This is a genomic window from Agromyces sp. Y575 (assembly GCF_059445445.1).
In genome coordinates, this window is the sequence record NZ_JCAIUI010000001.1 from 529815 (window position 1) to 556140 (window position 26326).

30 protein-coding genes are annotated in these 26326 nt (G+C 65.4%); 19 read left to right on the top strand and 11 right to left on the bottom strand.

Annotated elements, in window-relative coordinates:
• The first annotated feature begins 55 nt into the window (after window positions 1–55).
• Window positions 56–1162: a DUF8611 domain-containing protein gene (locus AC1C2U_RS02570; protein WP_495360154.1), complete on the top strand. Its 1107-nt coding sequence runs from the start codon at window positions 56–58 to the stop codon at window positions 1160–1162.
• A 108-nt stretch (window positions 1163–1270) separates the two neighbouring features.
• On the top strand, window positions 1271–2083 hold the full coding sequence (locus AC1C2U_RS02575; protein WP_495360155.1) for a DUF8757 domain-containing protein: 813 nt from the start codon (window positions 1271–1273) through the stop codon (window positions 2081–2083).
• Between the two features lie 11 nt (window positions 2084–2094).
• On the opposite strand, the gene AC1C2U_RS02580 is transcribed toward AC1C2U_RS02575, so the two are convergent.
• The 5 genes from AC1C2U_RS02580 to AC1C2U_RS02600 form a co-directional block, all read right to left on the bottom strand.
• Window positions 2095–2529, bottom strand: a complete 435-nt coding sequence (locus AC1C2U_RS02580; RefSeq protein WP_495360156.1) for a DUF488 domain-containing protein — start codon at window positions 2527–2529, stop codon at window positions 2095–2097.
• A 239-nt stretch (window positions 2530–2768) separates the two neighbouring features.
• Window positions 2769–3917, bottom strand: a complete 1149-nt coding sequence (locus AC1C2U_RS02585) for an alpha/beta hydrolase family protein (protein WP_495360157.1) — start codon at window positions 3915–3917, stop codon at window positions 2769–2771.
• Window positions 3914–4936, bottom strand: coding sequence for a hypothetical protein (locus AC1C2U_RS02590; protein WP_495360158.1), 1023 nt, complete (start codon window positions 4934–4936; stop codon window positions 3914–3916). Before AC1C2U_RS02590 ends, AC1C2U_RS02585 begins: the two co-directional genes overlap by 4 nt.
• Window positions 4933–5379, bottom strand: coding sequence for a hypothetical protein (locus tag AC1C2U_RS02595; RefSeq protein WP_495360159.1), 447 nt, complete (start codon window positions 5377–5379; stop codon window positions 4933–4935). Before AC1C2U_RS02595 ends, AC1C2U_RS02590 begins: the two co-directional genes overlap by 4 nt.
• Window positions 5380–5461: 82 nt before the next feature.
• The gene (locus tag AC1C2U_RS02600) at window positions 5462–5884 is read right to left on the bottom strand and encodes a hypothetical protein (protein WP_495360160.1); all 423 of its coding nucleotides are present in this window, start codon (window positions 5882–5884) and stop codon (window positions 5462–5464) included.
• Between the two features lie 336 nt (window positions 5885–6220).
• Here AC1C2U_RS02600 and AC1C2U_RS02605 point away from each other — a divergent pair, with 336 nt between their 5' ends.
• The 9 genes from AC1C2U_RS02605 (at window position 6221) to AC1C2U_RS02645 (ending at window position 13317) form a co-directional block, all read left to right on the top strand.
• On the top strand, window positions 6221–7279 hold the full coding sequence (locus AC1C2U_RS02605) for an ArdC-like ssDNA-binding domain-containing protein (protein ID WP_495360161.1): 1059 nt from the start codon (window positions 6221–6223) through the stop codon (window positions 7277–7279).
• Window positions 7279–8208, top strand: a complete 930-nt coding sequence (locus AC1C2U_RS02610) for a bifunctional DNA primase/polymerase (protein ID WP_495360162.1) — start codon at window positions 7279–7281, stop codon at window positions 8206–8208. The genes AC1C2U_RS02605 and AC1C2U_RS02610 overlap by 1 nt, the downstream gene beginning before the upstream one ends.
• The gene (locus AC1C2U_RS02615) at window positions 8196–8888 is read left to right on the top strand and encodes a DUF2637 domain-containing protein (RefSeq protein ID WP_495360163.1); all 693 of its coding nucleotides are present in this window, start codon (window positions 8196–8198) and stop codon (window positions 8886–8888) included. Before AC1C2U_RS02610 ends, AC1C2U_RS02615 begins: the two co-directional genes overlap by 13 nt.
• On the top strand, window positions 8881–9291 hold the full coding sequence (locus AC1C2U_RS02620; protein ID WP_495360164.1) for a hypothetical protein: 411 nt from the start codon (window positions 8881–8883) through the stop codon (window positions 9289–9291). The genes AC1C2U_RS02615 and AC1C2U_RS02620 overlap by 8 nt, the downstream gene beginning before the upstream one ends.
• A gap of 135 nt (window positions 9292–9426) precedes the next feature.
• The gene (locus AC1C2U_RS02625; RefSeq protein ID WP_495360165.1) at window positions 9427–10185 is read left to right on the top strand and encodes a hypothetical protein; all 759 of its coding nucleotides are present in this window, start codon (window positions 9427–9429) and stop codon (window positions 10183–10185) included.
• A complete protein-coding gene (locus AC1C2U_RS02630) occupies window positions 10182–11159 on the top strand; it encodes a ParB N-terminal domain-containing protein (protein WP_495360166.1) in 978 nt (325 codons plus the stop codon). The genes AC1C2U_RS02625 and AC1C2U_RS02630 overlap by 4 nt, the downstream gene beginning before the upstream one ends.
• 57 nt (window positions 11160–11216) lie before the next feature.
• Window positions 11217–11873, top strand: coding sequence for a hypothetical protein (locus tag AC1C2U_RS02635; RefSeq protein WP_495360167.1), 657 nt, complete (start codon window positions 11217–11219; stop codon window positions 11871–11873).
• Between the two features lie 9 nt (window positions 11874–11882).
• Complete coding sequence (locus AC1C2U_RS02640; protein ID WP_495360168.1) at window positions 11883–13049, top strand: M23 family metallopeptidase; 1167 nt, start codon at window positions 11883–11885, stop codon at window positions 13047–13049.
• A gap of 1 nt (window position 13050) precedes the next feature.
• Entirely contained in the window at window positions 13051–13317 is a 267-nt protein-coding gene (locus tag AC1C2U_RS02645) for a DUF6112 family protein (RefSeq protein WP_495360169.1), read from the top strand.
• Between the two features lie 542 nt (window positions 13318–13859).
• On the opposite strand, the gene AC1C2U_RS02650 is transcribed toward AC1C2U_RS02645, so the two are convergent.
• The 4 genes from AC1C2U_RS02650 to AC1C2U_RS02665 form a co-directional block, all read right to left on the bottom strand.
• A complete protein-coding gene (locus AC1C2U_RS02650) occupies window positions 13860–14708 on the bottom strand; it encodes an SDR family oxidoreductase (RefSeq protein WP_495360170.1) in 849 nt (282 codons plus the stop codon).
• 167 nt (window positions 14709–14875) lie between these two features.
• Window positions 14876–15379, bottom strand: coding sequence for a hypothetical protein (locus AC1C2U_RS02655; protein WP_495360171.1), 504 nt, complete (start codon window positions 15377–15379; stop codon window positions 14876–14878).
• Window positions 15380–15532: 153 nt separating this feature from the next.
• Window positions 15533–16033 carry a hypothetical protein gene (locus AC1C2U_RS02660; protein WP_495360172.1) on the bottom strand — a complete coding sequence of 167 codons (501 nt, stop codon included), beginning with the start codon at window positions 16031–16033 and terminating at the stop codon, window positions 15533–15535.
• 48 nt (window positions 16034–16081) lie between these two features.
• Window positions 16082–16873, bottom strand: a complete 792-nt coding sequence (locus AC1C2U_RS02665; RefSeq protein ID WP_495360173.1) for a hypothetical protein — start codon at window positions 16871–16873, stop codon at window positions 16082–16084.
• Window positions 16874–17030: 157 nt separating this feature from the next.
• Here AC1C2U_RS02665 and AC1C2U_RS02670 point away from each other — a divergent pair, with 157 nt between their 5' ends.
• Complete coding sequence (locus tag AC1C2U_RS02670; protein WP_495360174.1) at window positions 17031–17414, top strand: RidA family protein; 384 nt, start codon at window positions 17031–17033, stop codon at window positions 17412–17414.
• A gap of 188 nt (window positions 17415–17602) precedes the next feature.
• Here AC1C2U_RS02670 and AC1C2U_RS02675 read toward each other — a convergent pair whose 3' ends face one another.
• Window positions 17603–17929, bottom strand: a complete 327-nt coding sequence (locus AC1C2U_RS02675; protein WP_495360175.1) for an NIPSNAP family protein — start codon at window positions 17927–17929, stop codon at window positions 17603–17605.
• A 479-nt stretch (window positions 17930–18408) separates the two neighbouring features.
• Between AC1C2U_RS02675 and AC1C2U_RS02680 the strand changes: the two genes are divergently transcribed.
• The 5 genes from AC1C2U_RS02680 (at window position 18409) to AC1C2U_RS02700 (ending at window position 23447) form a co-directional block, all read left to right on the top strand.
• Window positions 18409–18537 (top strand): hypothetical protein, encoded by a 129-nt coding sequence (locus AC1C2U_RS02680; protein ID WP_495360176.1) that lies wholly within the window; start codon window positions 18409–18411, stop codon window positions 18535–18537.
• Between the two features lie 936 nt (window positions 18538–19473).
• Entirely contained in the window at window positions 19474–19743 is a 270-nt protein-coding gene (locus AC1C2U_RS02685) for a DUF6112 family protein (RefSeq protein ID WP_495360177.1), read from the top strand.
• Window positions 19744–19772: 29 nt separating this feature from the next.
• Entirely contained in the window at window positions 19773–21158 is a 1386-nt protein-coding gene (locus AC1C2U_RS02690) for a conjugal transfer protein TrbL (protein WP_495360178.1), read from the top strand.
• A 2-nt stretch (window positions 21159–21160) separates the two neighbouring features.
• Window positions 21161–22621 carry an SCO6880 family protein gene (locus AC1C2U_RS02695; RefSeq protein WP_495360179.1) on the top strand — a complete coding sequence of 487 codons (1461 nt, stop codon included), beginning with the start codon at window positions 21161–21163 and terminating at the stop codon, window positions 22619–22621.
• 64 nt (window positions 22622–22685) lie between these two features.
• Complete coding sequence (locus AC1C2U_RS02700) at window positions 22686–23447, top strand: restriction endonuclease (RefSeq protein WP_495360180.1); 762 nt, start codon at window positions 22686–22688, stop codon at window positions 23445–23447.
• 132 nt (window positions 23448–23579) lie between these two features.
• Here the strand turns inward: AC1C2U_RS02700 and AC1C2U_RS02705 are convergent, their stop codons facing one another.
• Window positions 23580–24200 (bottom strand): hypothetical protein, encoded by a 621-nt coding sequence (locus AC1C2U_RS02705; protein WP_495360181.1) that lies wholly within the window; start codon window positions 24198–24200, stop codon window positions 23580–23582.
• 161 nt (window positions 24201–24361) lie between these two features.
• Here AC1C2U_RS02705 and AC1C2U_RS02710 point away from each other — a divergent pair, with 161 nt between their 5' ends.
• Window positions 24362–24799, top strand: coding sequence for a hypothetical protein (locus AC1C2U_RS02710; RefSeq protein ID WP_495360182.1), 438 nt, complete (start codon window positions 24362–24364; stop codon window positions 24797–24799).
• Window positions 24745–26280 (top strand): putative type IV secretion/conjugal transfer ATPase, encoded by a 1536-nt coding sequence (locus AC1C2U_RS02715; RefSeq protein ID WP_495360183.1) that lies wholly within the window; start codon window positions 24745–24747, stop codon window positions 26278–26280. Before AC1C2U_RS02710 ends, AC1C2U_RS02715 begins: the two co-directional genes overlap by 55 nt.
• Window positions 26281–26326 lie beyond the last annotated feature (46 nt).

Sequence of the window (26326 nt, forward strand, 5' to 3'; positions counted from 1 at the left end):
AACTTCGCGCGTGTCGGGAAGGCGCCCAATCGTCGCGGTAGTCGATGCTGACAACATGAAGCTTCGTCAAAGCGCCCGGATCCTCAAAGGCAAGGCGGTCGCGTCTGTCCGAGCGAGCGTGATCACCTTCAACGGTCTTGACGAGGACGGCCGCGTCACGAATGTGCTGCTGCGCATGCAGCATGCCTTCGAGATGCTGATGAAGGCGGCTCTCAATCAGCGCGGTGTCTCCGTATTCGACAAGAAGACCGGAAAATCGATCGGTCTCGATAAAGCGATCAATCTCGCCCAAGGCGACCCGAAGATCGTGCTCGGCGCCGACGAAGCGGGAATGATTCGAACTATCGACGCGATGCGCGACGAAGAACAGCACTGGTACACGGTCGTCGACGAAGCAATCCTCTACATGCACGTCAGAGCCGGCGTTACCCTCTTCGACGACTTGCTGTGGCGTGTATTTGAAGAGAGATTGGGCAATCACATGCCGCGGCGAGTCCTCCCAATTGGCGCTGAGCCGCCAAGAGACTTCCAGCTCCTCGTCGACGAGGAGTACGAGCGAGTGCGAGATCTATTGAAGCCAGGTCGCCGAATGGGCGCGCAGGCACGAGCCCATATTCGAACGCTTCTTGCGATGGAGGCCCACTCCGACCCGGACACCCTCGTGTCTGACAAAGATGTGACTCGCGTAGTGAAAGGCATAGCAGAAGGGAAGAGTCGGGATCAGGTGTTCCCGAAACTCAGCGGGGTGAGCACCAACCTCAGCGGCGAGGGACTCGAGCTTGAGGTGCGCTTTGTCCGGAGCGGCGGGATGCCCGTCACCTACGTTAGCGACGGTGCCGATGCTTCCGCTGTCCGGGTCGTGGACCTGCATAAGAAGTACTACCTGACCGCTTCTGAACTGGCGATCAAACTCGGAGCAACCTCACCGCGTGCAACAGCCCTGCGAAGGCATGTCGGCGCGGACACGAATCCCGATATGTCGAACACATTCCACATGGGCAAGGTGCGCTACCTCGGATACTCCGATAACGCCTACACCGCCATGCTCGCCGCCAAGAGGGATCTCGACATGAGCGAAATCTGGGCGGCGCACCGCCCAACGAACAGGCCCGTCCCGGCCTGCACTCAGCCCGGGTGCGCTGCGGCGCTCCCCGCTCGATAGTCGGATGAGCAGCGCGATGCGAGCGGGAAGAATCGGTGTACTCGTAACAAATCGGACTCTAGACTCCCGCCTACAGAGGAGGCGATGATGCTTAGTCAGCGTGCACGCGTGTTGATCACGGTGAAGGCGTCGCCTGAGCCGTCGAAAACATACGGCGATACGGTGTGTGTTGCTGGCGTCCGTTTGAACGATGACGGGACTGGAACGTGGGTGCGCATTTATCCAGTAGCGTTCCGGCATCTAGATAGTGAATTGAAGTTCAAGAAGTTCGAAGTCATCGAGGTCGACCTCACCCCGTCGTCTAAGGACGCCCGGTCGGAGAGTTACCGCCCGAACTGGGAGACGCTAACCAGAAGAAGGCAGAACGGCAAGTTCAAGACGTACGACGCCGACGCGCGCGGCCCGATCCTCGAGAAGCTCATCGGGCCGACCATGTGCGATCTCCGCACCGGTGTCGAGGCCGACCTCAACGCTCAGTCTCTCGGTCTCGTGGAAGTGCGCGACCTAAAGCCCTTGAGGTTCGAGGACCACGGCCCATGGACCGAGGCGCAGATCGCGAGCATGACCGCAGTCATGGGTCAGTCCGACCTGTTCGGCGAAGCGGACATGACGCCAATGCTCGTAGCGCCTCGTTACATGGTCCGCTATGACTACCTCTGCATGAGTCCCACGTGCAAGGGCCACAAGCCTCGAATCCTCGACATGGAGCTCAGCGCCCTCCAGCATAGATATCGGTTCAAACCCGACGCGGAGCTGAAGGCGATCATCGCGACGAAGTTCCATGCAGAGATGTGGAACGAGAAGGTACGTACCTATTTCTTCGTCGGAAACTTCGGCGACATCGTCAAGCGGAAGAATTTCTCCGTCCTCGGGATCTACCGCCCGCCGCGAGCAGCCAACTACCCCACGGCCCTCTTTTGAGGTGCTCCGAGTTACGCGGCTATTAGCCGCGCGCGCAAGGCCGTCAGGACGAGCTCGCGGTGGCACCGCGTCTCGTCCTCCTCGAAGCAGAGCAGTGCGACCGTGCCCGCCGCGGCGAGCTCTATCACTCGAGTTAAGGCCTCTCTAGCCGCCTCGGTCTCCAATATCTCACCGAACTTCGCACGGGCGTCGCGTGCCGCGAGACCGTCGAGACCAGCGAACCCCTCGCGGTTGTCGCGTGGGTTCCCGAGCGACGGAAGATGCTCGTACCCAATCTCGTCGTCGGCGAGGCGTGCCTTGAGCGCACTTTTCGATAACCCACGCTTCCGGGAGATCGGATTGAGGCGAACATCGACAACCGTCCTTACCCCACGAAGACGCAGCTTCGAAACGAGTCCCTCCGAGTCAAGTCCCTCGTAGCCGACACCGATGACGTTTGCTCCCATGATGCCCAAGTCTCCCACTGAAAGCGTGCCCTCGATCTCAGGCGAGTCGCTCGGTGATCGATCGGTCGGTGATCGATCGCTTGATTGAACACCGCCAGACTTGAACGCGGGTGGGTCCGCAGTAGCACCGGGACGTCGCTGCCCCCGAGGGCACTGACGCCGCGCCCCCGTGTCAGCGGCGGCCCACACCCTGCAGGTGTCAATCACCGTGTTCAACTGCAGCACCGAGCTGTTGTCAATCATCGTCCGACAAGATCATCCAACACGGTAGCCACAGTTGCCCGCCAACGCTCGGGGTCGGAGTTCCACGTCATAGTGTGGTCCGCATCAAAACGCTCGAGTTGGACGAGATCGGATCTGCCATTTCGGAGGCGCGCCGCTACCCCGATCGGCGCCGACGTATCAGCGGAACCGTGGAGGATGAGGGTGGGCACGGCGAGTTCGTCGGCACGCGCAATCCAATCGAAGCGACGCAGCCCGACGGGCGCACCGAGACCTATGACGCGCGACAGCTGCCGGTTGTCGAGCCACGGCACGGTGAGCACGCCGGTCCACGCGGGAAGTCCTGACCGCTTGCAGTTCGCCTTGATCGTCGAGACCCAGTCGAGTACCGGCGACTCAAGCACGAGCCCCGCGACGATACCCCGCAGCTCGGGGTTTGCAGCGAGTTGCAGGGCAATGGCCGCGCCCATCGACCATCCGAAGAGAATGACTCGGCTCGCGCCGTGTGCGAGCGCGTAGTGCACAGCGGCCCGCACGTCGTCGACTTCGGTGGCGCCGAGGGTCGACCGTCCTGAACCAGTGTTCGGGCCCTCGCCATCATTCCGATAGGTCACCACGAGCGACGTGAGTCCGGTCTCGGCGGCGACTTGCACGCCGCGGAGCGTTCCGGCACGGGGGCTTCCGAGACCGTGAATGTGGATGGCCCACATCGTCGATGAGCCAGCTCGAGGGCGAATGAGCCAGGCGGGAGCCGGGCCGGCATCCGTCGGGATAGCGACGTCTGATGCCTCGAGGCCGGCATCCTCCGGGCTCGAGAAGTAGATGCCGCTCCAGGACGCTCGTTCGCCGACATGCAGACCTGCACGGGGCTCCCCCAATACCCCGCGGCCAACGAGCTCCGGACCGAGATCGTCGACTTCACTCGACAGCCGAACCCAGCCCCCGCTCTCTAGCAGGAGGCAGTAGCGACCGGGCGCTACCGTTTGCGGCGTGCGGTCGAGCGCAACGATCGGCCGCTCCCCCGAGCCATCCAGCCCACGAATGGTGAGGTCGTACGTCCGACCGCCCACAGGAGCAGTGAGGCGCCTCGCGATACCCAAGCCAAAGCCTCCGAGCGCGACGCCGACTGAGGCCACCGCGCCCATTGCTGCCCACCCCACTCTCATCGCTTCTGCTGCCCCCACCCGACACGCGGCCGCCCGTGTGCCACCGATGCAGCAGCACCCGGACCAGCTCTGAGCAGATGCCGCTCCGCCCGCTCGACAAGCCCTCGTTCGTCATCACTCACCTCGAACGACACCCGCCTGTCGATCATCGCGTCGCGGACCTCAACGACCTGGCGGTGCAGCAGTGTTTCGCCGTCGTCGGCGTGGAATGGGGCATCCTGGCTCTGGCTGATTCCGGGTCGCACCGCGATCGCTCGGTCCCACAGCAGCTCGAGCTCGCGCGCCAGCGCACGCGTTGTCCGTTCCCGAGCTCGTGCGTGCAGGGTTCGGGCGACTGGCTGTCCGGCGAACCCGAAGCAGAGGAAAAGGAACGTAAGCAGGTACAGCGGGTTGTATGCGACGGAGACGGCGGTCATCAGGTCGAGGTCGCCGGCCACGTGCGCGACATCCATCGTGATGACGACGGCGGTGAGCGCGAAGCCGAAGACGCTACCGAGTACCAGCGAGGCTGGCGGCAGAAGCTGGACGCCCCGGTTGACTCGCAGTTGTCGAGCCGCCAGCACTGCCATCGCCGTGAGCACGATCGCGTAGTAGGCGAAGTGAATCATCGAGTAGGCGGCTGCCGCCGGCTGACTTCCGAGGTCGAGCATGAAGGTCGTGGTTGTGGAGCCCCGATCGATGAGGAAGAAGGCGACGATCGCACACACCAGCGCGGTCGCGAGCGCGGGCGTCCCGAGTGCAAGCTGCACGGATCGCGGCTGGTGATCGGATGCCTTCATGACGCCGCGACCGAGGAAGAACACGCCGACCGTGAGGGCAAGATCGGCAAACAGTGTCACGAGGTTCCTACCGCCGACAATCCCGTCGAGAGCGACATAGACCGAGTCGATATTCAAAGTCATGGCGATGGCGATGACGAGCGCAGCGTACGTGATGCTGCGCTCGCCACGTCCACGCCGCAGGATGAGCAGGCATGCAAGCAGCAGCCACATCAGAGCGGAGACGAGAACCGGAATCACCCGAAGATCTCCAGGAAACGCGACTCGTGCATCGCTGACCCGCGGATCGCGGCGGCCAACTGGTCGGCCATGGATTCCGCCATAATCTCTTCGGCGGTGTCCGGATCCTGTCGCCGGAGTAGGCGCCGCCGGGTCTGGGGCGGGATGTCCGGCAGCAGGAAGTCGGGTTCTGCAGGATCATCGTCCTCGCCGTGATCGAAGATCATGTGCGCGAGCTCGTGCAGCACGAATTGCTGTCGATGCAACGCCGATTCGCTGTGTGCGTGGAGTACCAGATCTTCTGAATCGGTCTTGAGCCAGATCGCGCAGAGCCCGTCGTGATCTCCAAGTTCGGAGAGTTCGATGATCCGTAAGCGGCGCCCGCGCCGGGACTGCACTGCGCCGACCAGCTCGTCGAACGTGAACGCCTCCCCGAGGGCGAGCTCGTCGAATGCCGCTGACACGGCCGCCTCGCTTTTCACGAGTCGTCACCTCCATTGGGACTTTGTAGGGCTCCCGGCGTCGTCGGCGCATTCGCGGCGCCGGCTACGTACTCATGATCTCCTCATCGAGGAACTTGCTGATCGCCGCGAGTGCGTTCGGCGAGATGTCACCGAGTGTGCGAGCGGCGTACGACTTCACACGAGCGGCGCGCATCGAGCGAACGAGATCGAGCTGTGCGTTCACCCTCTCCGGAGCTTCCGCACCTTCGGCGCCCATTAGGAATTCGGTGTCGACGTCGAAGTATGCGGCGAGCCCGTCGAACAACGCGCGGTCCTGGACGTACCGGTGGCCGTTCACCATGTACGTCCAGCGGGATCGCGACAGGTTAATCCCGCCCTTTTCGAGGTACGCGGCGATCTGCGAGTACGTGGGCTCCGAGCCTGATTCAGTGACGGCGACATCGAGGAGGAGCCGGAGTCGCTTCGCAAGGTCGTCTGCGGCTGCTTTGCTCTCGTTCTCGTTCATGTCTCGCATCACCATCACCCTCGGGATAGGTCTGGTATCGCTGATCTCGGTCGCTCGGAATGTGAGCGTTGGGCATGCTCAATCTACTCGTTGGGCATGCCCAACGCAACCATTGCGCATGCTCAAATCACGTGGTATGAACGAGGCAAACAGAAGTTTGAGCATGCTCAACAAGGGAGGTCACGAGCAAGTTCGGAACTCCCGCGCTGTCCGTGCTGTTGTTCGCGAGGGCGCTGCAATGCCGCTCCCTGCGCCCGGAGCATCCGTGCGCAAGCGGGCACACCTATGCGTCAGCCGCGCACGTCAGCGCGACGGTCGTTCCGAAGGGTGGTCACCGTGTCGACGAATCCGCAACCGCATCACGACTGGGAGGCGAAGCTCGCCGAGCTGCACGAGAACCTTGTCGCGTCCGTCGAGACGCTCGTCACCGGCGACGAGTGGAAGCGCGCGCTCGAGTTCGCCGCCCGGTTCCGCACGCGATCGTTCAACAACACGCTGCTGATCTGGTGGCAGCACGACGCCGCCTACCGGCTGGGCCGCGTACCCGACCCGATGCCGACGTACATCGCCGGCTTCAAGCAGTGGCAGATACTCGGTCGCCGCGTGATCGCCGGCCAGCACGGGTACATGATCTTCGCCCCGCTCACCGCGCGGTTCGCGACGTCGTCGCCGATGGATGCAGACTCGTGGCGCCGACTCGAGCGGAACGAGCGCCCACGTGCCGGCGAGATCGTCCGCCCGCGAATGATCGGAGTCCGGCCGGCGTACGTGTGGGATGTCTCGCAGACTGACGGCCACCCGCTGCCCGACCTCCCGGTTCCGCGCCTGCTCCGCGGCGAGGCACCGCTGGGACTCTGGGATGGGCTGGCAGCGATCGTAGGCGACGAGGGCTTCAGCCTGTCGATGGTGACGGATGTCTCGGAGCTGCGCGGCGCGAACGGTGTCACCGATTTCGGGGTTCGCGAGGTCATGGTGCGCGACGACATGGATGCCGCTGCCCGCATGAAGACACTCGCGCACGAGCTCGCGCACATCAGGATGCACGGGCCCGCCAGCGATGCGGTGTCGCATCGCGGGATCGGCGAGGTCGAAGCAGAGTCGGTCGCGCTGATGATCGGCGCGGCGCACGGGATGGACACGAGTGACTACACGATCCCGTACGTCTCGTCATGGGCGAACTCGGTGCAGGCCAAAAGGCCGACCGAAGTGGTACAGGAGACCGGTGAGCGTGTGCGACGAACCGCCGCCGCGATACTCGATCAGCTCCCCACCACGCAAAGGGGCGCCGGGGATCCTCCCGGACTCGATCGGTCTACGCCCGCCCAGCGCGTCAGCGCGACCGCTGCCGCGTCGCCCGAGCGGCAGCCGGAGGCACTCGAAGCGCGGAGCCTCTGATGGACATCGCAGAGCTGCTGTTGACGACGAACCAGATGCCGACGAGCGACGCGGCGATCGCAATCGCTCGTGCTGGCGTCCCGGTCTTCCCATGTGCCCGCGACGAGAAGCGACCCTTGACCTCGGCGGGATTCCACGATGCGAGCTGCGACCCCGACCAGATCCTCGCCTGGTGGGCTCGTTGGCCCGAGGCGAACCTCGGTATGCCGACCGGCAGCGCCTCCGGGATCGACGTCGTCGATGTCGACGCGAAGGGCCTCGCGGGATCGGGCTTCCCAACGTTCGAGCGCGCCGCCACCGCCGGACTTGTCGACGGCGAACTCGCCCGGGTTCGTACGCCATCTGGTGGCCTGCACGTGTATTTCCCAGCGATGCGGTCCCGCCCGCAGCACTGCTGGCAGGCTGCCAGCGCGCGCATCGACTTCCGCGGGACGGGCGGCTACGTGATCGCGCCGCCATCGACCCTGGCGACGGATCGCGGCCGCGTCGCGTACCGGCTCTTCTCCGTGTCAACCGCTCACACGAAGCCCGTCGACGCCGTCACACTTCGCGAGTTCGTCGACCCGCGTCGGACACAACCAACGACGCGCTCGGCAGAGTCGGCGCCAGCCGCTGCACTCGACCCGAGCAGGCTCGCCGGATGGGTAGGCCACCTCCAAGAGGGCGAGCGGAACGCCGGTCTGTTCTGGGCCGCCTGCCGGCTGGCCGAAGCCGGGTATCCACCTGACGCCGTCGCATCCGCACTGGCGCCGGCTGCGGCAAGCGCCGGCCTCGCGAATGGTGAGATCGCGACCACGATCCGATCCGCCAGCCGTCAAGTTTCGGCCAGGCCACCGGGGCCACCAGGACCGAGGCAAGTACCGCCGATCCCCTGGTCCGCTCACCCGTCCCCACCGCGAAGGGCAGGTGAGTCGCGATGCCTGCCCTGACCCGCCCGAGCTCTCGCCCCGACGGCGTCCGCCTCGCGATGATCACCGCTGTAGTGGGCACCGTGTTCATCGCAGCTGGCGCGTTCTGGCTGTCGTTCACGTCGCTCAGCGACCTCGCGCGCCGCTCCGGTTTCGATGCTGCACACGCGTGGGTATGGCCGCTCATCGTCGACGGGATCATCGTTGTCGCCACGGTGGCTGCCGTCGCGCTCGCGCGGTCGCGGGTCGCGTGGTATCCGTGGATGCTCCTCATCGCCGGCGCCGCCATCTCCGTCGCCGCGAACGCCATCCACGCGATTGTCGCGGACTCGATCGAGGTGCCGCTGTTCCTCGCGGCATCCGTCTCGGCCGTCCCGCCGCTCGTACTGCTTGCGATTACCCACCTGACCTCGGTCCTCATGCGCGCTCCACGGAAGAGGGCTTCCGCCGAGGCCACGGCGCCCGCAGCCGCGAAGTCGCCGACGAGAATGCCGGCGGCCACGATCATCCGTCAGCAGCCCGCCGCCGGCCTCGTACCGCGCGACGACGCTTCCTCCCTGCGTGCGCTCGGTTGGTCGAACTCGGCGATCGCGCGTCAGCTCGGCGTACACCCCTCGACCATCGGCCGGTGGCTGCGTGACCATGTCGGCGCACCTACGTCGCAGACCGGCACCGTAAGGGAGGGCGCGACCGATGGATGAAGACGAATTCGAGCAGAACCGCCGCTTCGGGGATGACTGGCGCGCAGGTATCCCGAACGCGGAAGCACCGACCGGCGACGTCGCCGAGCGCATTCGCGCCGCGCTCGCCCCCCGCAACAGCGTGACCGAGGCCGATCCGGCTCGCGCCCTCGACCCGAGCCGACCCGCTCAGCGGCCAGGAATCGTGTGGGTGCGGGCATCCGACCTGTTGAGCACCGGCACCGGCCGCATTGCCGGCCGCGGGCTTGATCTCGAAGCGGACCTCGCCCGGCGCCTCCGCCGCGCGCCGGCGACGACGAGGCGGGCGATCCGCGAGCGGGCGGCGAAACTGGCCCCCCTCTCCGAGTTCGGCCGCTCCAGCGAGCACCCCCGGTTTGCCCGCCCAGGGATGGGACGGCGGTGAGTCGTGAGCATCCTGGAAACCGCGGCAACACGCACCGATCCGACGGGAGGTGCCGCGATGAACTGGAGCTCGACGCGGGAGCGCGAACCGGAGCCATTCCGGAACTCCGAAGGCCTGAGGATGCTACTCAAGCGCATGCAGGACTCCGACGGCAGAGCCTGGCGCACCGACCCGGAAGCCAACGCCCTCCTCCAGTACGCCGCCGAGAAATACTCGGCCCTCGCCCGCAAGCACCGCCTCGACCCGTGGGAGGCCGCTTCCGCGGCATTCGACGCGATGCGCGCTCCGGCGACGATCCGCGCGGATGACCCGTGGGCGCTGGTCACCCGCGCCGTGCAGGTTACGTGCATCGCCGAGGAACGCGCGCAGGGACTGCTGTGCTCGGTGCATCAGGCGCGGCGCGCGAAGGTGTCGGTGTTCCACGATGCCGAGCGTTTCAGCGACCGCGAGCATGAGTTGCCTGAGTACCACCCGGCGTTCCGCACCGCCGCCGCCGACGCGATCACCGACGCTGAAACGGCGCCGCGCGAGGACGTGAACGCTGCCATCCACGACGCGATCACCCTCTTCACGTTGCTCGGCTGGCCGTCCGACCGCGCCCGCACCGGCGTCGAGTACGTCTGCGGTCGACTTGCGGATGCCCCGTCCCGAGCATCCGCGTATGAATCCCTCCGCCGTGACTACGCGGCTCGCGCTCAACTCGACCTGCCGCAGAGAGCCTGGCACGCCATGCTCAAGGCCCTGCTCGGATGCTGCGACCCGATGCATCAGCACACCGTCGCGGGCCGAGGCATCCTGCTGCGCTTGCTCGTTGGCGAGCCTCTTCGCGCCTTGCTGCACGACGACGACCTCGTCACCGACGTTGTCGTCAACACTCCGTGGGTGACGGCATGAGCAGCGGCCAGGGGCACATCGAGCTCGAGCGAGCGATCGACTCGATCCGCGTCGGCGCCCGACACCGCACGGACCTCGGCGACATCGACGCCCTCGCCGCCTCCATTGAACGCCAGGGGCTGCTGCAGCCGATCACGGTCACGCCCGATGGCGACCTCGTCTGCGGGGCTCGGCGGCTCGCAGCGTTGCGTCGGCTCGGGCATCGGGCGGTGAGCGTGTGGGTGCGATCCGGGATCTCCGACGACCTCGCACGGCTACTCGCCGAACAGGACGACAACGCCCTGCACAAGTCCCTCGCCCCGACCGAAGCAGCAGCTCTCTACCGCGAGGTCAAGCAACTGCTTGCCGAAGACGCCCAGCTGCGGCAATCAGCCGGTCGGTTCGGAGCCGGCGGCGTGCACCAGAGCGGTGCCGCACCCGGTGCGGCACCGCTCCCTCGGGGTTCCGGTGACACCCGTGCGCAGGCGGCACAACTGGTGACCGGCATGCGCTCGTACAACACGCACGAACGCATTGGGCGGCTGCAGCAGATCGTCGATGACGAGGATGCCACGGACGAACTCAGAGCCTACGCGGCGCGAGCGCTCGTGGCCATCGACGGTGGCGCACCGGTCAAGCCGGCACTGCGGACTGTGGCGACGCAGCTGCACGCGATCGACGGATCCACCACGCCTGTGGATCTCGAACAGCTCGCGAAGGAAGCACTCGCCCGCGTGAAAGCAGAATCGCGATCGAAGCGACGTAGCCGACCAGCTGGGAGCGAAGGCGATGAGATCGTGAAGCTGCCGCTCCGGGCGTTCGTGCTGCAGTGGTCCGACCTGTGGGAGTGGTGGCTGCACTTCGACCTCGACGAGATCGCAGCGGAGCTCACCGACGAGCAGTGGGATCAGTTCGAATCGACTGTCGCCGGCACGGTCTCGTTCGCCGAGGCGATCCGGGCGCTCCGGAACCCGTCTCAGGCGATCGCCCGCTGACCTCGCGCGCACCTGCCTCGTGACCTTGCTCATCGGGACGCTGCAGAGGAGACGACCATGCTGTTTGCCGATCGTCGCCGGCTGATCATCGCCGTTGTGGCGGGCGGATGCATCCTGCTCGCGCTCATCGGTGTGGGCATCTACGGACTCCTGCGCGGGCCAGCGGTCAAAGCCGAGCGCGAGTCTCTTCCAGGGTCGGCAGCAAGCATGGCGCCAATTCGACCTGACCCGATCTCCTCACCGCACACGGTTGCCGAGACATCCGACCCCGAACGCTTCGCGCGCAGCGTCGCTCGGTCGCTCTTCAACTGGGACACGCGAGCGCCCGAGAACGCCGCCGAGTGGGCGCAGCCCCTCGTCGACGTCGCGGACGCCGACGAGGCGGTCGGCGTCGCGACCGATGTGCGCGCCTACCTTCCCGCCTCCACCGTCTGGAAACAATTGCAGACCTATGGCACTCGGCAGCGCCTCGACATCGACACGGTCAAGGTTCCGGATGCCTGGACTACCGCCCTCGCACAGGCATCCGCTGATCAGCTCTCGAAGACCACCGTGGCCTACACCGTGACCGGCACTGCCTACCGCGACGGCGCCTGGAACCGCGAGCTCGTCGAGAGCTCCCGCCTGGTGTCGTTCACCGTCTTCATCGACTGCCCGACTGACCAGCCGTGCGAGCTTCTGCGGCTGTCGCGCCCCGACGCGCCGCTGCAGTGAGGATGCCTGGTGAAGAAATTCCTCGTCATCCTGCTAGTGCTCGTCTTCATCGGCCCGCCCGCCGGGCTCGTGAGCGTCGCCGCGCTCGTCAACCCGGCCGCGCGCTCGTGCGCGTCGGGCTCGCTCATCGTCGGCAGCATCCCCGACGCTCTCACCGCCCGTACCGCCAGCGGCCAGGCCCTCACGCTGAACCGTCGACAACTGACGCATGCGGCCACGATCATCACGACCGGCTCGCAAATCGCCGGCGTCGGCCGAGACGGGGTGCTCATCGCGCTCATGGCCGCTCTCACCGAGTCGGGCCTCAGGATGCTTGCCAACCCCAGCGCCTACCCCGAATCGACCGGCTACCCGAACGACGGCCGCGGATCCGACCACGACTCCCTCGGACTCTTTCAGATGCGCGCAGCCTCTGGATGGGGCACCGTCGCCGAACTCATGGATCCGAATTACCAGGCCCGCGCCTTCTTCGGCGGGCCGTCCGGGCCGAACGGCGGCTCGCCGCGGGGGCTACTCGACATCCCCACCTGGCAGCAGCTTGAACGCGGCGCGGCTGCGCAGGCCGTCGAGGTCAGCGCCTACCCCGATCGCTACCGCGACTACGAGCCCGTCGCCGAGGCGATCCTCGCCACGCTCACGCGGTCGAACTCGACCGACATTGGCGGCGGCCTCCCCCGCGTGCCCGAGACGACGCAGCTCGTGTTCCCTCTTCCGCAAGGCAGCTACACGAGTACCGACAGCTTCGGTTGGCGCACCGACCCCGTCACCGGCGCCCGAGTCTTCCACGCCGGTAGCGATCTCGCCGCGCCTGGCGGCACCACGATTCTTGCGGTCGCTAACGGCCGCGTCGCCTTCGCCGGCCCGCGCGGCACTTACGGCGGATTGATCGTACTTGAGCACACCGTCGCCGGCCAGACCGTTGCGTCGTACTACGCGCACATGTACGACACCGGAATCCACGTCAAAGCCGGCGACAGCGTCGCCGCCGGCCAGCACATCGGCGACGTCGGCTCAGCCGGCAAGTCCACTGGTCCGCACCTGCACCTCGAGATCCACCCTGGCGGGCAAGGCCAACCCGCCGTCGACGCGCTCGACTGGCTCGCCGAACACGGCGCCGCCGGCATCGGCGATGCAGAGGTCAGCCTCGCCGGATGCCGCCCCGAAAGGACGCTCTGATATGGACATCTTCCCCGACTTCGGCGCCGTCGGCGCCGCCGCCGAACTCCGCAGCATCATCGGCGCCCTCATGACGTACGTCTTGATCTTCGCCGTGCTCATGATCATCATCAGCGCCATCACCTGGGCGCTCGCCACCGCCAACGGCCACTTCCAAACCGCTACTCGCGCCCGTCTTGGGCTCTGGGTCGCATGCGGCGCGGCGATCCTCGCCGGCCTCGGCGTGGCGTGGGCAAACTTCCTGCTTGGCATCGGGGCGAATCTTTAGCCCCTACGAAGGGGAGTGTTCCCGCGGATGCGGCGATACGATTCGTGCAGTGTCTGCAGATCTCATCGATGCGCTCGTCGCCATTCCATCGACGCTCTCCGCGGACGAACTTCTATTTCGATTCCAGCGATAGGGTCAGTGACTTCAAGACGACCTCGGTCGAACGACTTGACCGCATGCGCGAGCACGTCGATGCCACGGCGGGCGGCGGGCTCGTACTAGTCGGAGAGGCCGCGGGTTGGCGCGGCGCACGTCAATTCGGCGTTCCGTTCACCGCGGCGGCGACCGTCGGACTGCCTGGTAGCAAGGAGCCCACGGCGGATCTCACTCGCACTTCGGGAAGATACCGGGAACCAACAGCGCGTTCGCCGCAGAGACCGACGATTAATGTGAAAACGGATAACGGTCTTCACCAGCACTATTCCAACTATTTGCAGAAAGTGCATTCAGAATAGCGCCGGGTTAGAGCTCCACTCCTCCACAGTCGTTGCAGCCTCCGCGGGGCCGAAGGATTGCGCAACGGCATGTGTGCACGATGCGTGTCAGCCCGCGAAGGCGTCTTTGTGGTCGAGAGCCCACTGGGTGAGGGTTCGTCCGGGGTGGCCGGTGAGGTCGGTGACCGAGGTTTTGGGGATGTCGGGCGCGTTGACTGTGTCGCGCCAGTAGTTCAGTAACATCATGATCACGTCCGTGGGGATGAACCGCGACACGTCGTTGGTGAATTCCTCGGGCGTGATTTCGTCGATTGCGATCTCGCGGTCGATGGCCGCGCTGATGGCGGCGACCTGTTCGATCTTGGTGAGCGACTGGGGCCCGGTCAGCTCGTAGACCTTGCCCTCGTGGCCCGGCTGCGTGAGGGCGAGCACGGCGACTGCCGCGACATCGGCCTCGTGGATTGGCGTCTGTGCCGAGTGAATGTATGGCGCTGTCACGCGGCCCGTCGACGTGATCGGGTATGCCCATGACAGCAGGTTGTTGGCGAAGGTGCCGGGACGGAGCATTGTCCAGCGCGCGGTGCGCGAGGAGACGGCGTTCTCGATGGCGAGGTGATGCACCTGGCTCGCAGATCCGATATCGCGCGGAAACTCGGCCGACACGGCGAGCGACGACAGCACGACGAAATGGTCGACGCCAGCAGAGATCGCGGCGTCGAGGAATGCGCTGAGCGGGTGGTCGGTCGGGAAGACGAACGCGGCATCGACTCCGTCGAAGAGGGCAGGCGTGAGAGTGGATGCGTCGGCCAAGTCGACCTGTGCGACATCGACCCCGGCGGGCAGTGCCGCCTTTGCGGGGTCGCGGGTGACGGCGCGCACGGCTGCGCCAGTCGCAAGCAGTTCGTCGACGATGTGCCGGCCGACGGCTCCGGTCGCGCCGGTGATGAGGATGGTCATGGGTGCTCCAATCGAAAGTGATGCCGCAACCCTAAAATCTAATCAGGACTGATATTGACCTAAATAGAGACAGGTGTCTCGTAACCTCACCTGGCTCGTATGCCAAGGGTTACGAGACGCTAGGCAGGAGGCGTGCCGTAAGGCACATCTTGCGGCGGGACCCGCGTCTACACGTTCTCCAGCGTCAAGGCGACGGCATCGGGTCCTGCATAGTCTGTTGTAATCCAGGTCGGGCAGTTCAGCGGGACGACCTGAATCTCCGATCGGTCAGGCGACCCCTGCGCCTCCAAACATGCAAAGACACTTGCCTCGTCGCCTGGTGGGTATCCGCCAGCGGCTCCGGTGCTCCAAAGAACAAAACTGACGCGAATCGCACCGTCGTTCGCGTCGAGGTTGTAGAAAGCGATGGGGTGTCTCTGAAAATCTGCGTCGGCCGGATCCCTAAGATCCAAGCCAAAGTAGTTGCCTCCAACCGCCTTGAGCAAGGCTTCGGGACTATCCGCCGCCCCGTTCTGCACGACATATTCGAGCAGGGCGGGAATCTCTTTTGCCTGGGCCCGTAAGTTCTGCTCCGCGACGTCCAGAGCGGTGGCACCACAACCCGTGAGGCAAATGGTGCCGAGGGCGAATATAGCTCCGACTGCAACTCGGAGGACGTTCGGCATCCGCATGGCGGCAATAGTATGCCCCACCCGGCTTGACCTTTAATGGCTTCGCCTCTGCGATGGGTCGCATCCTGGGCTACGGACTATTCGCACGGCGAGTCGGTGCCCCTAGCCGATCCGTTTGCGGGCGTGCCAAGGCCTATCGGCTTGCCGACGGCACTAGCAATTTCGTGCGTCCCGATTCGCGAGAGCTCGTTTCTCGGCCGCCTTGCTTCGAGCCCGATCTTCTACCCACACCATCACGGCGCTATCGCGGCGGTCGAAGAGCTGAGCCCCGACTTCAAGATCTGAGTGGTGCCAGAACACAGGTGTGGGCTCGTCCGCCCAGAATCGTTTTGGCGAATACAGAGTCGTCGCGAGCGAAGCGAGCAGGTTCTCATATGCCGACCTTGTGGCTAGGTTCTCTCGCTCAGGAGAGGAAGCGATGAAGAAGGTGATGTTGGTGGGCGCGCCGTCCAGGATCGACAGTGAGGCGTGATCGATTCCGGGGACAGCTATCAGTTCGCGTTGCCGCGAACCAGACGGCAGTACTACTGTGCCGTGGCCAGGCATCACAGCGAATCCAAGTCGCCGCAGAGAAGCGACTGCTGCCTCTTCGCTCTCGAGCCACCGCCCTTCCAATAGCGACAAGACGATGCCGACTGTCCGCTCCACGGTCATTTCACCAGCGTCCACTACGCGGAGTGGATGTGCACCGCAAGGGATCGTTCAGTGCCCATGCGCCCGTTGCACGATCTCTGAGAGAGGCGGCAGAACCTCCTCGATCAAGAATCGATTGATGCTGCCTCCGAGGAGCAGAAGCTGTTCTGACCAGGAGGCGTCTGAATCCCCCAGAACGACAGTGTTGGAAATTTGACCCGCTAGTCGCGCAGCACCGATATAGCCGCTTTCGGGTCGAATGATCTCTCGATGGCCGTCGACGAGTTGTATGGGGTATCGAGCCGTTTCCTCGGTGAGCTCGGGCGCTGTTGCTTGCAACGGTACGAGCGATGCGAGATAGGTGCCACTGATGGCCGTGACATGCAACAGTCGGTGCTTGTCGTGGTTGCTGATCTGCTGCAGTCGCCACAGAGGATGCAGGGCGGGAGTCGCCGCGTTGTACGGCTGAAATTTCTCGATGATCGCCAACGCCTCGTCCGAGACTCCAGGCCTGACCCTGAGAGCGTCGCGGGGAGAAGTGAGATAGATCGGAAACTGGGTGGAGCCGCGGCCGCCGTCGATCGGGGCCTGCCCGTGCGCCAAGACCAAAGCGCGCGCCATGTAGTCGAGCGTTGCCCTGAAGTTCTGAATCGCGTCACCGAAGGCGAGCGCCAAGCCGAGCGGAGCTGGTGTGACGCGCACGGAAGCGACATAGTCCTGCGTCTCTGCGCGCGATTCCAAATCCACGCGAGTTGGCCCGGAGTCCATGAACGCCATCGCAAGACGATCCACCTCCTCCATGTGACGGACCGCACGACTCAGCTTTGCCTTGATCCCCGTGATCGATTCATTCACTTCCACGGGGCCATCGTGCCCTATCGGGCACGCACTAGACGCGCACGGAGGATGTCCCGGTAGCGGGTCGGGTTTCGGGCGCTGCCGTCTCGGCTTCGTGCATGTCAGGACGTGTGTGGCATTTTCGGTTGTTCTTGCCCACCACGGGAATATGCTCCGGTCCATGAACAGGCAGATCATCAGTACGGAGAACGCGCCGAGCTCTCCGCTTTACAGCCAGGGTGTGCGAGCGGGTTCGACGATCTACGTGTCGGGAATGGTCGGGATCGACCCGGCGACCGGCGAGCTGGCGGGGTCATCGATCCAGGATCAGACGCGGCAGGCACTGCGCAACTGCGAGGCCATCCTCCACGCAGGCGGAAGCACCCTTGCAGACGTCACCCTAGTCACGGTGCTACTCGCGCAACCAGATGAATTCGCCGGCATGAATGAGGCATATTCGGAGGCCTTCAGCCAGCTTCCCCCGGCCCGCGCCGTCGCCAGGCTCGGACCGGACTTGCGAGGCATCCTAGTGTCGATAATGATGACGGCGCATACGGACAGCTGACCGCGTCACTGAACGGGACCACTGTCTGAGCGGCGTCTCAGCCGTTTGAGAATCATCGAGGTTCATACCGCCCGCAAGCCGGTCCGGGACTGGACACTCGACCAGGAGTTGCACGCAAGGTGATCGGTTCGGCGCGACCGATGGCGGCACCTAGCCTCGTCTCCATGATGGAGCGCTGACTCGCACGGTCAGCTCGTCAAGGGCCTGGCATCTGGCAGCAGCGGCCGCATGAAGGTGCGTTCGTACCGGATGACGCATCCGCTCGAATCGCGAATGCGGTCCGCCTGCACGAACTCGGGGTCGACACCGAACCTCACCCGGTAGATCTCGTAGTCGGCGAACGATGGGAAGGAGAAGAGTGCCAAGGCCTCGTCGCTCGCCCCCTCCGATGGTAAGAAGTAGCCGTGATGGACGCCGCCATGGCTGGTGACGAGTTTCATCCAGGCCTGCGCGAACTCTTCGAACGCGTCGATCTTGTTCGGGTCGATGGTGTAGGTCACGACGCAAGTGATCACAGAAACACCCTACTCGCGGCCGGTGATCTCGAGTCGAGAGCGCCACGACTTCTAACTCATGACGGCGAACGTGGTCGATCAGGCAATCGGCCGAGCCACAGCGAGCGGCTTTGTAGGCACCACGTCGGAGTGGCATCGGAGGCACATGTCGTCGATTCGAGGGCGCAGAGTCCACGGAAGATGACGAACTCCTCCAGACCGAGAGCGGAGCTACTTCGTGATCGACGCCGAAGGTGGGGCTGAGACCTAGCGACGATCCGTATCCGATTGCGTCCCCGTCCGCCGACAGCCGCGTCCCATAAGGATCGTCGCCTGCTACGACGAGCTCGCGATCATCACGCCATCGCCCGTCGTCGAGCTCAATCGCGCCGTCGCGCTCGGTCTCGCGGGCGAAGCGGCGGGAGCGCTTGCGCTGCCGGCCTCGAGGCATCCGGCCGACTCGGAGACCACCACCTGCTCGCGGCCGCGAGGCCGACCTGTTGCGGCGCAGCGGTCGGCTCGACGAGGCGGCAGAGCGCTACCGCGAGGCGCTCTGCCTGGCACCGACGCGACCCGAGCGCCGCTTCCTCGAGGGCTGGCTCGCCGAGTTCGGTCGCCCCGGCGACTGAGACGCCCGGGATGGCGCGCATAGACCGACCGGTGGATGCGCGCATCGGTCGGCTGGGGGCTGTCGACGAGCGCGCGAACGCGGCAGGCTCTGAGCATGGACAAGAGAGCGCCCGCAACGGGCAGAACGAGCGGAGTGAGCACGGATGCCGCGGTCCAGGCATCGCAAAAACTGCTCACGGGTCATGAGCACGGGTGGATCGTGGAGTCGGCGCACTCCACATCAAGGGGTCGGGTTCTTTACGTGCGATGCGCCGAGTGCGGCGCCAGACGGATCGACGTGCAGCAGTACCCGGACGCTCCGCCCACGGTGCTCAGCGTTGAGTTGCGCCAGCCTCCCGGCAGCGCCACGCCATGAGCCCGGTGGGCAGTGGCACGTGCCGGAACACCTGGCTCAGCTCCATCCGATGGTGAAGTCTCCTAACCGGACTTCTACGACGTTCCGCCCGCCCGGGCTCCTGGGGGTCCCGCGTGGGCAGCGTTCCCAGCACGATTACTCGGCCCAGCGACCTGGAGCGCTGCCCCCTGGGTTGACCCCAAGCCGGTCCCCCAGCGCACGTGCTGCCGGCTTGAGTGAATGCTCGCCAGGCGCTCAAACCGGGTGATGCCCGTTTACCCCGCCCGATGAAGATGCCCGAAGCGGTACGGCGGGGTACGACAACCGCAACGCGATCGAATCCCGAAGAGTTGTCCGTTTGGACAAATCGGTGACAACTGCGGTGGGAATTGGACATGATTCGCGGGAACCTACAAGATGCTCCGCGACGCCGCAAGCACCGGCGTGGCTGCTACTGGCAGGTTCTGTATCGAGTCCCCGCTGTCTGCCTGAACATTGCGTCTATTCCATGTTGATCACGATCGGCTGACGTAACCCCGTCTGTTCGGGAGGACGTTGCTTACCTCTCAGTCGAACCCTTCCTACGACTGAGGAGCCCACTGTGATCGACATCGACCCCAACGGCACCGGTCTACCCGGCATAGACCAACTGCGCATCATCGTCGGCGCCGTCATGACGATTGGCCTGATCATGGCCGTCCTCGCGCTGATCGTCGCGGCGATTGTGTGGGGGTTCGGTTCGAACTCCTCGAACCCGCACCTGGCCTCGCGCGGCAAGGCCGGCGTGCTGATCGCGTGCGGTGCCGCTGTCGTCTGCGGCGCCGCCGTGACCTTGACGAACTTCTTCTGGAACGTCGGCCAGGCCATCTGAGGCCGCGCAGCCGGATCGAGGGCTGGACGATGAGCGTATGCGACGTCCCGGTCATCGCCGAAATCTGTACCGCGGTCGGCGAGGGCACGGCCTCGCTGGTCACTGCACCCTTTGATTGGCTGGCCGCCGCGATGGGTGCCGCGGCAGCATGGATGTTCGAAGCCGTCTGGACCGCTTTCGACACCACAACCCTCGTCGACGTCACGGATCCCAGTTACCTCGCGGTCTTCAACGTCCTCTTCGGAGTGGCCGTGTTCGTCACCCTGATCTTCTTCTTCCTGCAGTTGATCACCGGCCTCGTCCGCCGCGACCCAACCGCCCTCCCCCGCGCTGGCATCGGCTTGGCCAAGTCGATCCTCGGCTCGTTCGTCATCGTCAGCCTCACCGCCCTCCTGCTGGAGATCACCGACCAACTCTCGATCGGCATCGTGCAGGCAACCGGCAACACCATGGAAGGCATGGGCGACCGCATCGCCCTCCTCGCCGGCGGACTCGCGACGGTCAACATCGCCGCCCCCGGCGTCGGCGCGATCGTCACGATCTTCCTTTCCGCCCTCGCGATGAGCGCCGCCGCGATCGTGTGGTTCTCACTCCTGATTCGCAAGGCGCTGCTGCTGGTCGCGATCGTCTTCGGCCCGATCGCACTGGCAGGGGCGACATGGGATGCCACGAAGGGCTGGATCTCCAAATGGATCGCGTTCGTCCTGGCCCTCGTGCTGTCAAAGCTCGTGCTCGTCGTGATCTTCCTCGTCGCCATCGCGCAAGTCGCCGCCCCGATCGACGCCGACCTCGCCTCGATCAGCGACCCGATCGCCGGCATCGTGCTGATGTTCATCGCCGCGTTCGCCCCGTACATCACGTACAAGTTCCTCAACTTCGTCGGCTTCGACATGTACCACGCCATGTCCAGCGAGCAGGAGGCGAAGTCGGCATTGAACCGTCCCGTTCCGGTGCCAGGAGGGCCCGGCATCGACAACGCGAAGAAGATCCTCGACGGCGGAAGCGGAGGCGAGGGCAAGGGTGCCCAGGGCGGCGGCCCCGCACCGACCGGCTCGACCGCCGGGCACGCCGGAGCACGAGCTGGCAGCACTGCAGGCGCGGCGGCTGGCGGTTCAGCCGGAGCCTCTGGCACTGGCGCAGCCAGCGGCGGCGCAGGAGCAGCGGGCGCAGGCGCGGCAGCCGGGCCGATCGGCATTGCCGCAGTCGCCGGCGCCCAAGTGATTGGTGCGACCGCGAAGGCCGGGCACCAGTTCGGCAGCAGCATCGGCCAGACCGCCGACTCCGACTTCGGTGCAGCGGATGCCTCGGCTACACCTCTGCCACCTGCATCCGCGCCGCCCGGCCCAGCGTCCCACCCGCGCCCGCCGGCCCCAAGCACACCCGCGGCCCCGCCGTCACCGCGAAAGGATGCCTGACCATGCACACAGATACCGCCCGCGACTACAAACTCGCACCGGTGCAGTTCTCGAGGCTGACGAAGCGAGGCATCCTGCTCGGCCTCTCCACACCGCAACTCATCGCGCTTACCGTCGCCCTCCTCACCCTCGTGTCAACGCTCTACACGGCCGGGGCATCCGGCGTCGCCTGGTCGTCGCCATTTTGGGGCGCCGCCGCCCTGACCGCCGTCATCCCCCTCGGCGGGCGCAAGCTCGTCGAATGGGTGCCCGTCACGACCAAATGGATGCTGCGCGTCGCTCGCGGGCAGCTCACGTACCGGCGCCGCATCATCCGGCCACGTCCCGTCGGTACCCTCGCGCTGCCCGGCGATGCCGCATCCCTGCGTGAATGGCACGACCCTGAATCCGGCGCCGTCATGATCCACGACCCGCACCAGCAAACCCTCACCGCGATCATCGCGATCTCCCACCCCGCCTTCGCGCTTGTCGACCCCGGCGAGCAACACCGCCGCGTCCAAGGGTGGGGACGCGTCCTCGCCGGCGCCTGTCGCTCCGGGCGTATCGCTCGTATCCAAGTCAATGAACGTACCCTCCCCGACTCCGGCACCGGCCTCGCCGAATGGTGGGAACGTCACGGCACCGACGACGACTCCTGGGCCGCCAAGACTTACCGCGACCTCATCGAACGCGCCGGCCCCGCAGGAGAACGCCACGCGACCACCATCAGTATCGCTCTCGATCTGAACGCCGCCGCACGGCAGGTGCGGGCGAACAGTGGCGGGATGCGCGGCGCCGCCGCCGTCCTACGCCAAGAAATGACCGCCCTCTCGAGTGCACTCCGCGCCGCCGACCTCATCGTGGGCAGATGGCTCACGGCCCCCGAACTCGCCAGCGCGCTGCGGACCGCCTACGACCCGGCGGTCGGCGTGAGCCTCGAGCGCCACCCGGATTTCGGCCGCGAACTCGCGACGGCCGGCCCCGTCGCCGTCACCGAGACCTGGGACCGCCTCCGCACCGACACGGCATTCCACGCAGTGCTCTGGATCAGCGAGTGGCCCCGCTCACAGGTTTACCCCGGCTTCCTCGCACCACTCGTCTTCACGAACGGAATTCTGCGCACGGTCGCCCTCCACTATCTCCCCGTCCGCGCAGACCAAGCTGCCCGAGACATCCGCAAGAAGAAGACTGAACTCATCTCAGACGCTCACCAGCGACGCCGAATCGGTCAGATCGAGGATGCGTCCGCAACTGCGGAGTACGGAGACGTGCTTCAGCAAGAGGCCGACCTCACCGCCGGCCACGGCGTACTCCGGGTCACCGGACTCATCTCGGTGACGGCGCCAACCGTCGACGACCTCGATGCCGCGGTTGCCGCAATCGAGCAAGCGGCGATCCAGTCGTCATGCGAAGTACGTCGGCTTGTGGGTCAGCAGGCCCAGGCGTTCACCGCTGCGTCGCTGCCTCTCTGCAGGAGCTGCTAGGGCGTGTCTCCTTAACGATTGCGCGTACGGTCATCCACCTTCTCACCGGGACTACCGTCAGGACATGGAGATTCTGATCGCGACATGGCGCGAGGCCGAGCTATTTGCTCAGGAACACATGCGAGACCTTGGGTTTCGTGACGCGGAAGCCACGCCACTCGGTGTCGATGGCGGCCTGGATGTCATCTCCGACCGTGCAGCCGCACAGGTCAAGCACTACGCGACCAGTCCCGTCGGAGCCCCGGCCGTTCAGCAACTTCGCGGCGCGGCACACGACTCCAAGCATGCGATCTTCTACGCATTGTCCGGTTTCACTCCGGCCGCAGTCGCCTACGCCGAATCCGCTGGCATCGCACTCTTCCAGTACTCGCCCGACGGCGCAGTGCGAGCCCTTTCCTCCAAGGGAGAGGCATTAAACTCATCGGGGCACGGTCACCTACGCACAGACATCGGTCGCGCTACCTCGGCCCGCGAGCGGATGCTGAACGAGATCGCCGAGTACGTCCAAGCCACGCTTGACGCCACGTCGGCTGTCTTGGACGAAGCCGTCAAGCGAGTTCAGCCCACTGATTTCCAGACGCGTCCGGCGGAGGAACAGGCGTTCTACCGAGAGATGTTGGCGTACGAGGACTACGCCAACAACGAGCTGTTCGCGAGGATGCAGCGAGGCACTCCAGGCAGCGTGCTCGCGGCGACAGCCGAAATGGAAGGGTTCCTCCAGCGAGTTGCCGAGCACTTCGGCCTCGACTATGCGCACATGGTGAAACAAGCCGTAATCGCGCGAGCCGACAGCGACTTTCGACCAAGCGCGCGTCAGGTCGACTAAGGCGGTTCTTAAACTTCGTAGAGCCAGAAGGCGATGGCTCTTACGAGGGCGCGAACACGCCCAGTCAAGACGGCATCACGAATCACCCGCCCGTCATTCCCCGAGCCAACTCGGTGAATAAGGAGACACGCCCTAGCTGTTGGCCGAGACCAGCGCGCCAATCTGCTGGACGGTACTCCCGACTCTCACCGCATACTCTGACACCTTGCTGCGGTGCGACTGCAAGCCATTTGCACGATGTGCCTCAGACGCGAGCGCCCACGCTACGTGGGCCAGCATTGGGTCGTCACCTTTCGACCCGTGGTGCGCCGTGACCTCGTTCCGCATTCGCTTGACGAGATCCCAGACGGGCTGGTCTTCACGGATGGCCTTTACTGTTGCCGAGAAGATCGAGTTCGCTTCTTTGTACTTGCGGAACTCTGAAGACCGCGCATCCGTACGGCGCAGGATCGCGCCAAGCCGTTTCGGGACGGCTTCCACGGCCTCGTACACCTCGAGGGCGAGGAATCGCTCCCAAACCGCACGGTTCTCAACGTCGCTGTGATAGCGGTGAATCAAAACCTTCAGCTCGTAGTCGAGGCTTGTGAGGTAGACCGTCAACTCCGCGACCGGCTTGACTACTGGCCAATCCGTGCGCGCCCTCATCTGACGGTATGCCTGCGCAGCAAGGACCCACTGCTTCCGGGCGCGTTCGGCTGACGAGTTTAGTTTGTCGACTGCGGCTTGAAACTTCTGATCTTCATTTACTGACATCGCTCCTCCACTGACAATTCTGGTAGTCAGCACTGACGCAGTCGGGCGGACCCGACAGCCGGGAGTCTGTAGCGCTGGGGGCTGAGACCGTTCCTGATGGCTCCGAAGCCGTGGGCTTGGACGTGCACCTTGCATGCGAAGCATCCTGATTGGAGCCGAGCATGTACGTCTTCGAACGCGATGAGCCATCGACGCGGTGGATCAGCGTCGTCTTCCTGCAGGGCGAGGAAGCCGATGAACTTCTCGGCACGATCGAACGCGAAGGCCCGATCTCCGCGATCTATCGTCTGCGGGAGTACGACCATGGCGACGCAACCATCGAGACCGCCCTCGCGGACGGGTATGTGTACGACGCCGTTCCCGCTGGCAGCACCGATCACACGATCGAACCGTTCGGGTCGCCATACGCGCTGACATACAGCGACACGTTCGGCTATGTGTCGCTGCTGCGCCGGTACGACGGCAGGCCCGAGCCGGAACTCGTCTCCAGCGTGGCCACCGTCCTCACGCCGTTGGAACGGTCATCGCGAGCTATCACCGACGCATGGCAGGCGACACCAACGTCGGCTGCGAACCTGAATCGCGCCGTGGCACTGTGAGCATCGACGAGCGGGTGCACGCCGCCCCACTGGTCAGCCCCCGCGACGAGCCACGGCGGGACCGGCGCGCCGGAAAGCGCACTGCCTCGAAGATCGAGCAGGACGCCCGCAAAGGGAACGCGGCAGAACGGCGAACGCGATTCGAGTCCGAACGCGCCGAAGCACGGTCAGCCTCCTACCTCCCGACCCCGGGCGAGCACGGCCCGGCCGCGCTCCGCACGCCGGGTCGGCTGAAGCTGCCGAAGCATCAGGACACCTCGGCAACGCTCGCGGGCCACTACCCGTTCCTCGCCGAGGCCGGCCTCGGCTCGGCCGGGGTGTTTGTCGGGCAGGACCTCTACTCGGGCGGTTCGTTCGTGTACGACCCGTGGGTGCTCTATCAGCAGGGCATGATCACCGCTCCGAACGTCGTGCTCGCTGGCATTGTCGGCTCCGGCAAGTCGTCACTCGCGAAGTCGCTGTACACGCGATCGCTGCCGTTCGGGCGGCGCGTGTACGTGCCGGGTGACCCGAAGGGCGAGCACACCGCCGTCGCCGAAGCCGTTGGCGGCAAAGCGATCATCCTCGGGCATGGCCTGCGCAACCGGCTGAACCCGCTCGACGAAGGACACCGGCCGGCCGCGGCATCCGATGCCGAATGGGCCGCGCAACTTGCCGCGCGCCGTCGTGGACTCATCGGCGCCTTGGCCGAGACGGTCCTGGATCGCCCGCTGTCCCCGCTCGAGCACACCGCGATCGACTTGGCGCTCGGCGATGCGGTGCGCAGCGCCGAGGTGCCGATTCTGCCGATGGTCGTCGACCGCATCCTCGACCCCAGCATCACGGATGACCGTGAGCGGCGCCTGGCCGAAGACGGCCGCCTCGTCGGGCACGCCCTCCGGCGCCTCGTCGCCGGAGATCTCGCCGGCTTGTTCGATGGTCCCTCGACGGTGCGGTTCGATCCGTCGCTGCCGATGGTCTCTCTCGATTTGTCCCGTGTTGCCGAGAACTCCACCCTGATCTCGGTGCTAATGACCTGCTCGTCGGCGTGGATGGAGTCCGCCCTCTCCGACGCCGCCGGCGGGCAGCGCTGGGTGATCTACGACGAAGCCTGGCGGCTGATGGCCTACCCAGCGCTCCTGCGCCGCATGGACGCCCAATGGCGTCTCGCCCGTCACTTCGGCATCGCGAACATGCTGATCTTCCACAAACTCTCCGACCTCGACAACGTCGGCGACTCCGGCTCCGCGATGCGCGCCCTCGCATCATCCCTCCTCGCGAACGCCGAAACCCGCATCATCTACCGGCAGGAGCCCGACCAACTCGGCGCCACCGCGACCGCCCTCGGCCTCTCCGGCACCGAGCAGAAACTCCTGCCGACGCTCGGCATCGGGCAAGGGCTGTGGCGAGTCAAAGACCGCAGCTTCGTCGTGCAGCACCAACTGCACCCCGACGAGCTCGCCGCATTCGACACGACGGCGCGCATGATGGAAGGCCAATGATGCGGATGCCGCGCGCCAACGGGCGCCCCGGCGCACCTGTCGGACA

Bases quoted from the DNA above. Each gene is read 5' to 3' on its own strand.
- AC1C2U_RS02570 (WP_495360154.1), top strand. From the start codon at position 56: ATGAAGCTTCGTCAAAGCGCCCGGATCCTCAAAGGCAAGGCGGTCGCG.
- AC1C2U_RS02580 (WP_495360156.1), bottom strand. From the start codon at position 2,529: ATGGGAGCAAACGTCATCGGTGTCGGCTACGAGGGACTTGACTCGGAG.
- AC1C2U_RS02585 (WP_495360157.1), bottom strand. From the start codon at position 3,917: ATGAGAGTGGGGTGGGCAGCAATGGGCGCGGTGGCCTCAGTCGGCGTC.
- AC1C2U_RS02600 (WP_495360160.1), bottom strand. From the start codon at position 5,884: ATGAACGAGAACGAGAGCAAAGCAGCCGCAGACGACCTTGCGAAGCGA.
- AC1C2U_RS02610 (WP_495360162.1), top strand. From the start codon at position 7,279: ATGGACATCGCAGAGCTGCTGTTGACGACGAACCAGATGCCGACGAGC.
- AC1C2U_RS02615 (WP_495360163.1), top strand. From the start codon at position 8,196: ATGCCTGCCCTGACCCGCCCGAGCTCTCGCCCCGACGGCGTCCGCCTC.
- AC1C2U_RS02620 (WP_495360164.1), top strand. From the start codon at position 8,881: ATGGATGAAGACGAATTCGAGCAGAACCGCCGCTTCGGGGATGACTGG.
- AC1C2U_RS02625 (WP_495360165.1), top strand. From the start codon at position 9,427: ATGCAGGACTCCGACGGCAGAGCCTGGCGCACCGACCCGGAAGCCAAC.
- AC1C2U_RS02630 (WP_495360166.1), top strand. From the start codon at position 10,182: ATGAGCAGCGGCCAGGGGCACATCGAGCTCGAGCGAGCGATCGACTCG.
- AC1C2U_RS02635 (WP_495360167.1), top strand. From the start codon at position 11,217: ATGCTGTTTGCCGATCGTCGCCGGCTGATCATCGCCGTTGTGGCGGGC.
- AC1C2U_RS02645 (WP_495360169.1), top strand. From the start codon at position 13,051: ATGGACATCTTCCCCGACTTCGGCGCCGTCGGCGCCGCCGCCGAACTC.
- AC1C2U_RS02650 (WP_495360170.1), bottom strand. From the start codon at position 14,708: ATGACCATCCTCATCACCGGCGCGACCGGAGCCGTCGGCCGGCACATC.
- AC1C2U_RS02655 (WP_495360171.1), bottom strand. From the start codon at position 15,379: ATGCGGATGCCGAACGTCCTCCGAGTTGCAGTCGGAGCTATATTCGCC.
- AC1C2U_RS02660 (WP_495360172.1), bottom strand. From the start codon at position 16,033: ATGACCGTGGAGCGGACAGTCGGCATCGTCTTGTCGCTATTGGAAGGG.
- AC1C2U_RS02670 (WP_495360174.1), top strand. From the start codon at position 17,031: ATGAACAGGCAGATCATCAGTACGGAGAACGCGCCGAGCTCTCCGCTT.
- AC1C2U_RS02690 (WP_495360178.1), top strand. From the start codon at position 19,773: ATGAGCGTATGCGACGTCCCGGTCATCGCCGAAATCTGTACCGCGGTC.
- AC1C2U_RS02695 (WP_495360179.1), top strand. From the start codon at position 21,161: ATGCACACAGATACCGCCCGCGACTACAAACTCGCACCGGTGCAGTTC.
- AC1C2U_RS02700 (WP_495360180.1), top strand. From the start codon at position 22,686: ATGGAGATTCTGATCGCGACATGGCGCGAGGCCGAGCTATTTGCTCAG.
- AC1C2U_RS02705 (WP_495360181.1), bottom strand. From the start codon at position 24,200: ATGTCAGTAAATGAAGATCAGAAGTTTCAAGCCGCAGTCGACAAACTA.
- AC1C2U_RS02710 (WP_495360182.1), top strand. From the start codon at position 24,362: ATGTACGTCTTCGAACGCGATGAGCCATCGACGCGGTGGATCAGCGTC.
- AC1C2U_RS02715 (WP_495360183.1), top strand. From the start codon at position 24,745: ATGGCAGGCGACACCAACGTCGGCTGCGAACCTGAATCGCGCCGTGGC.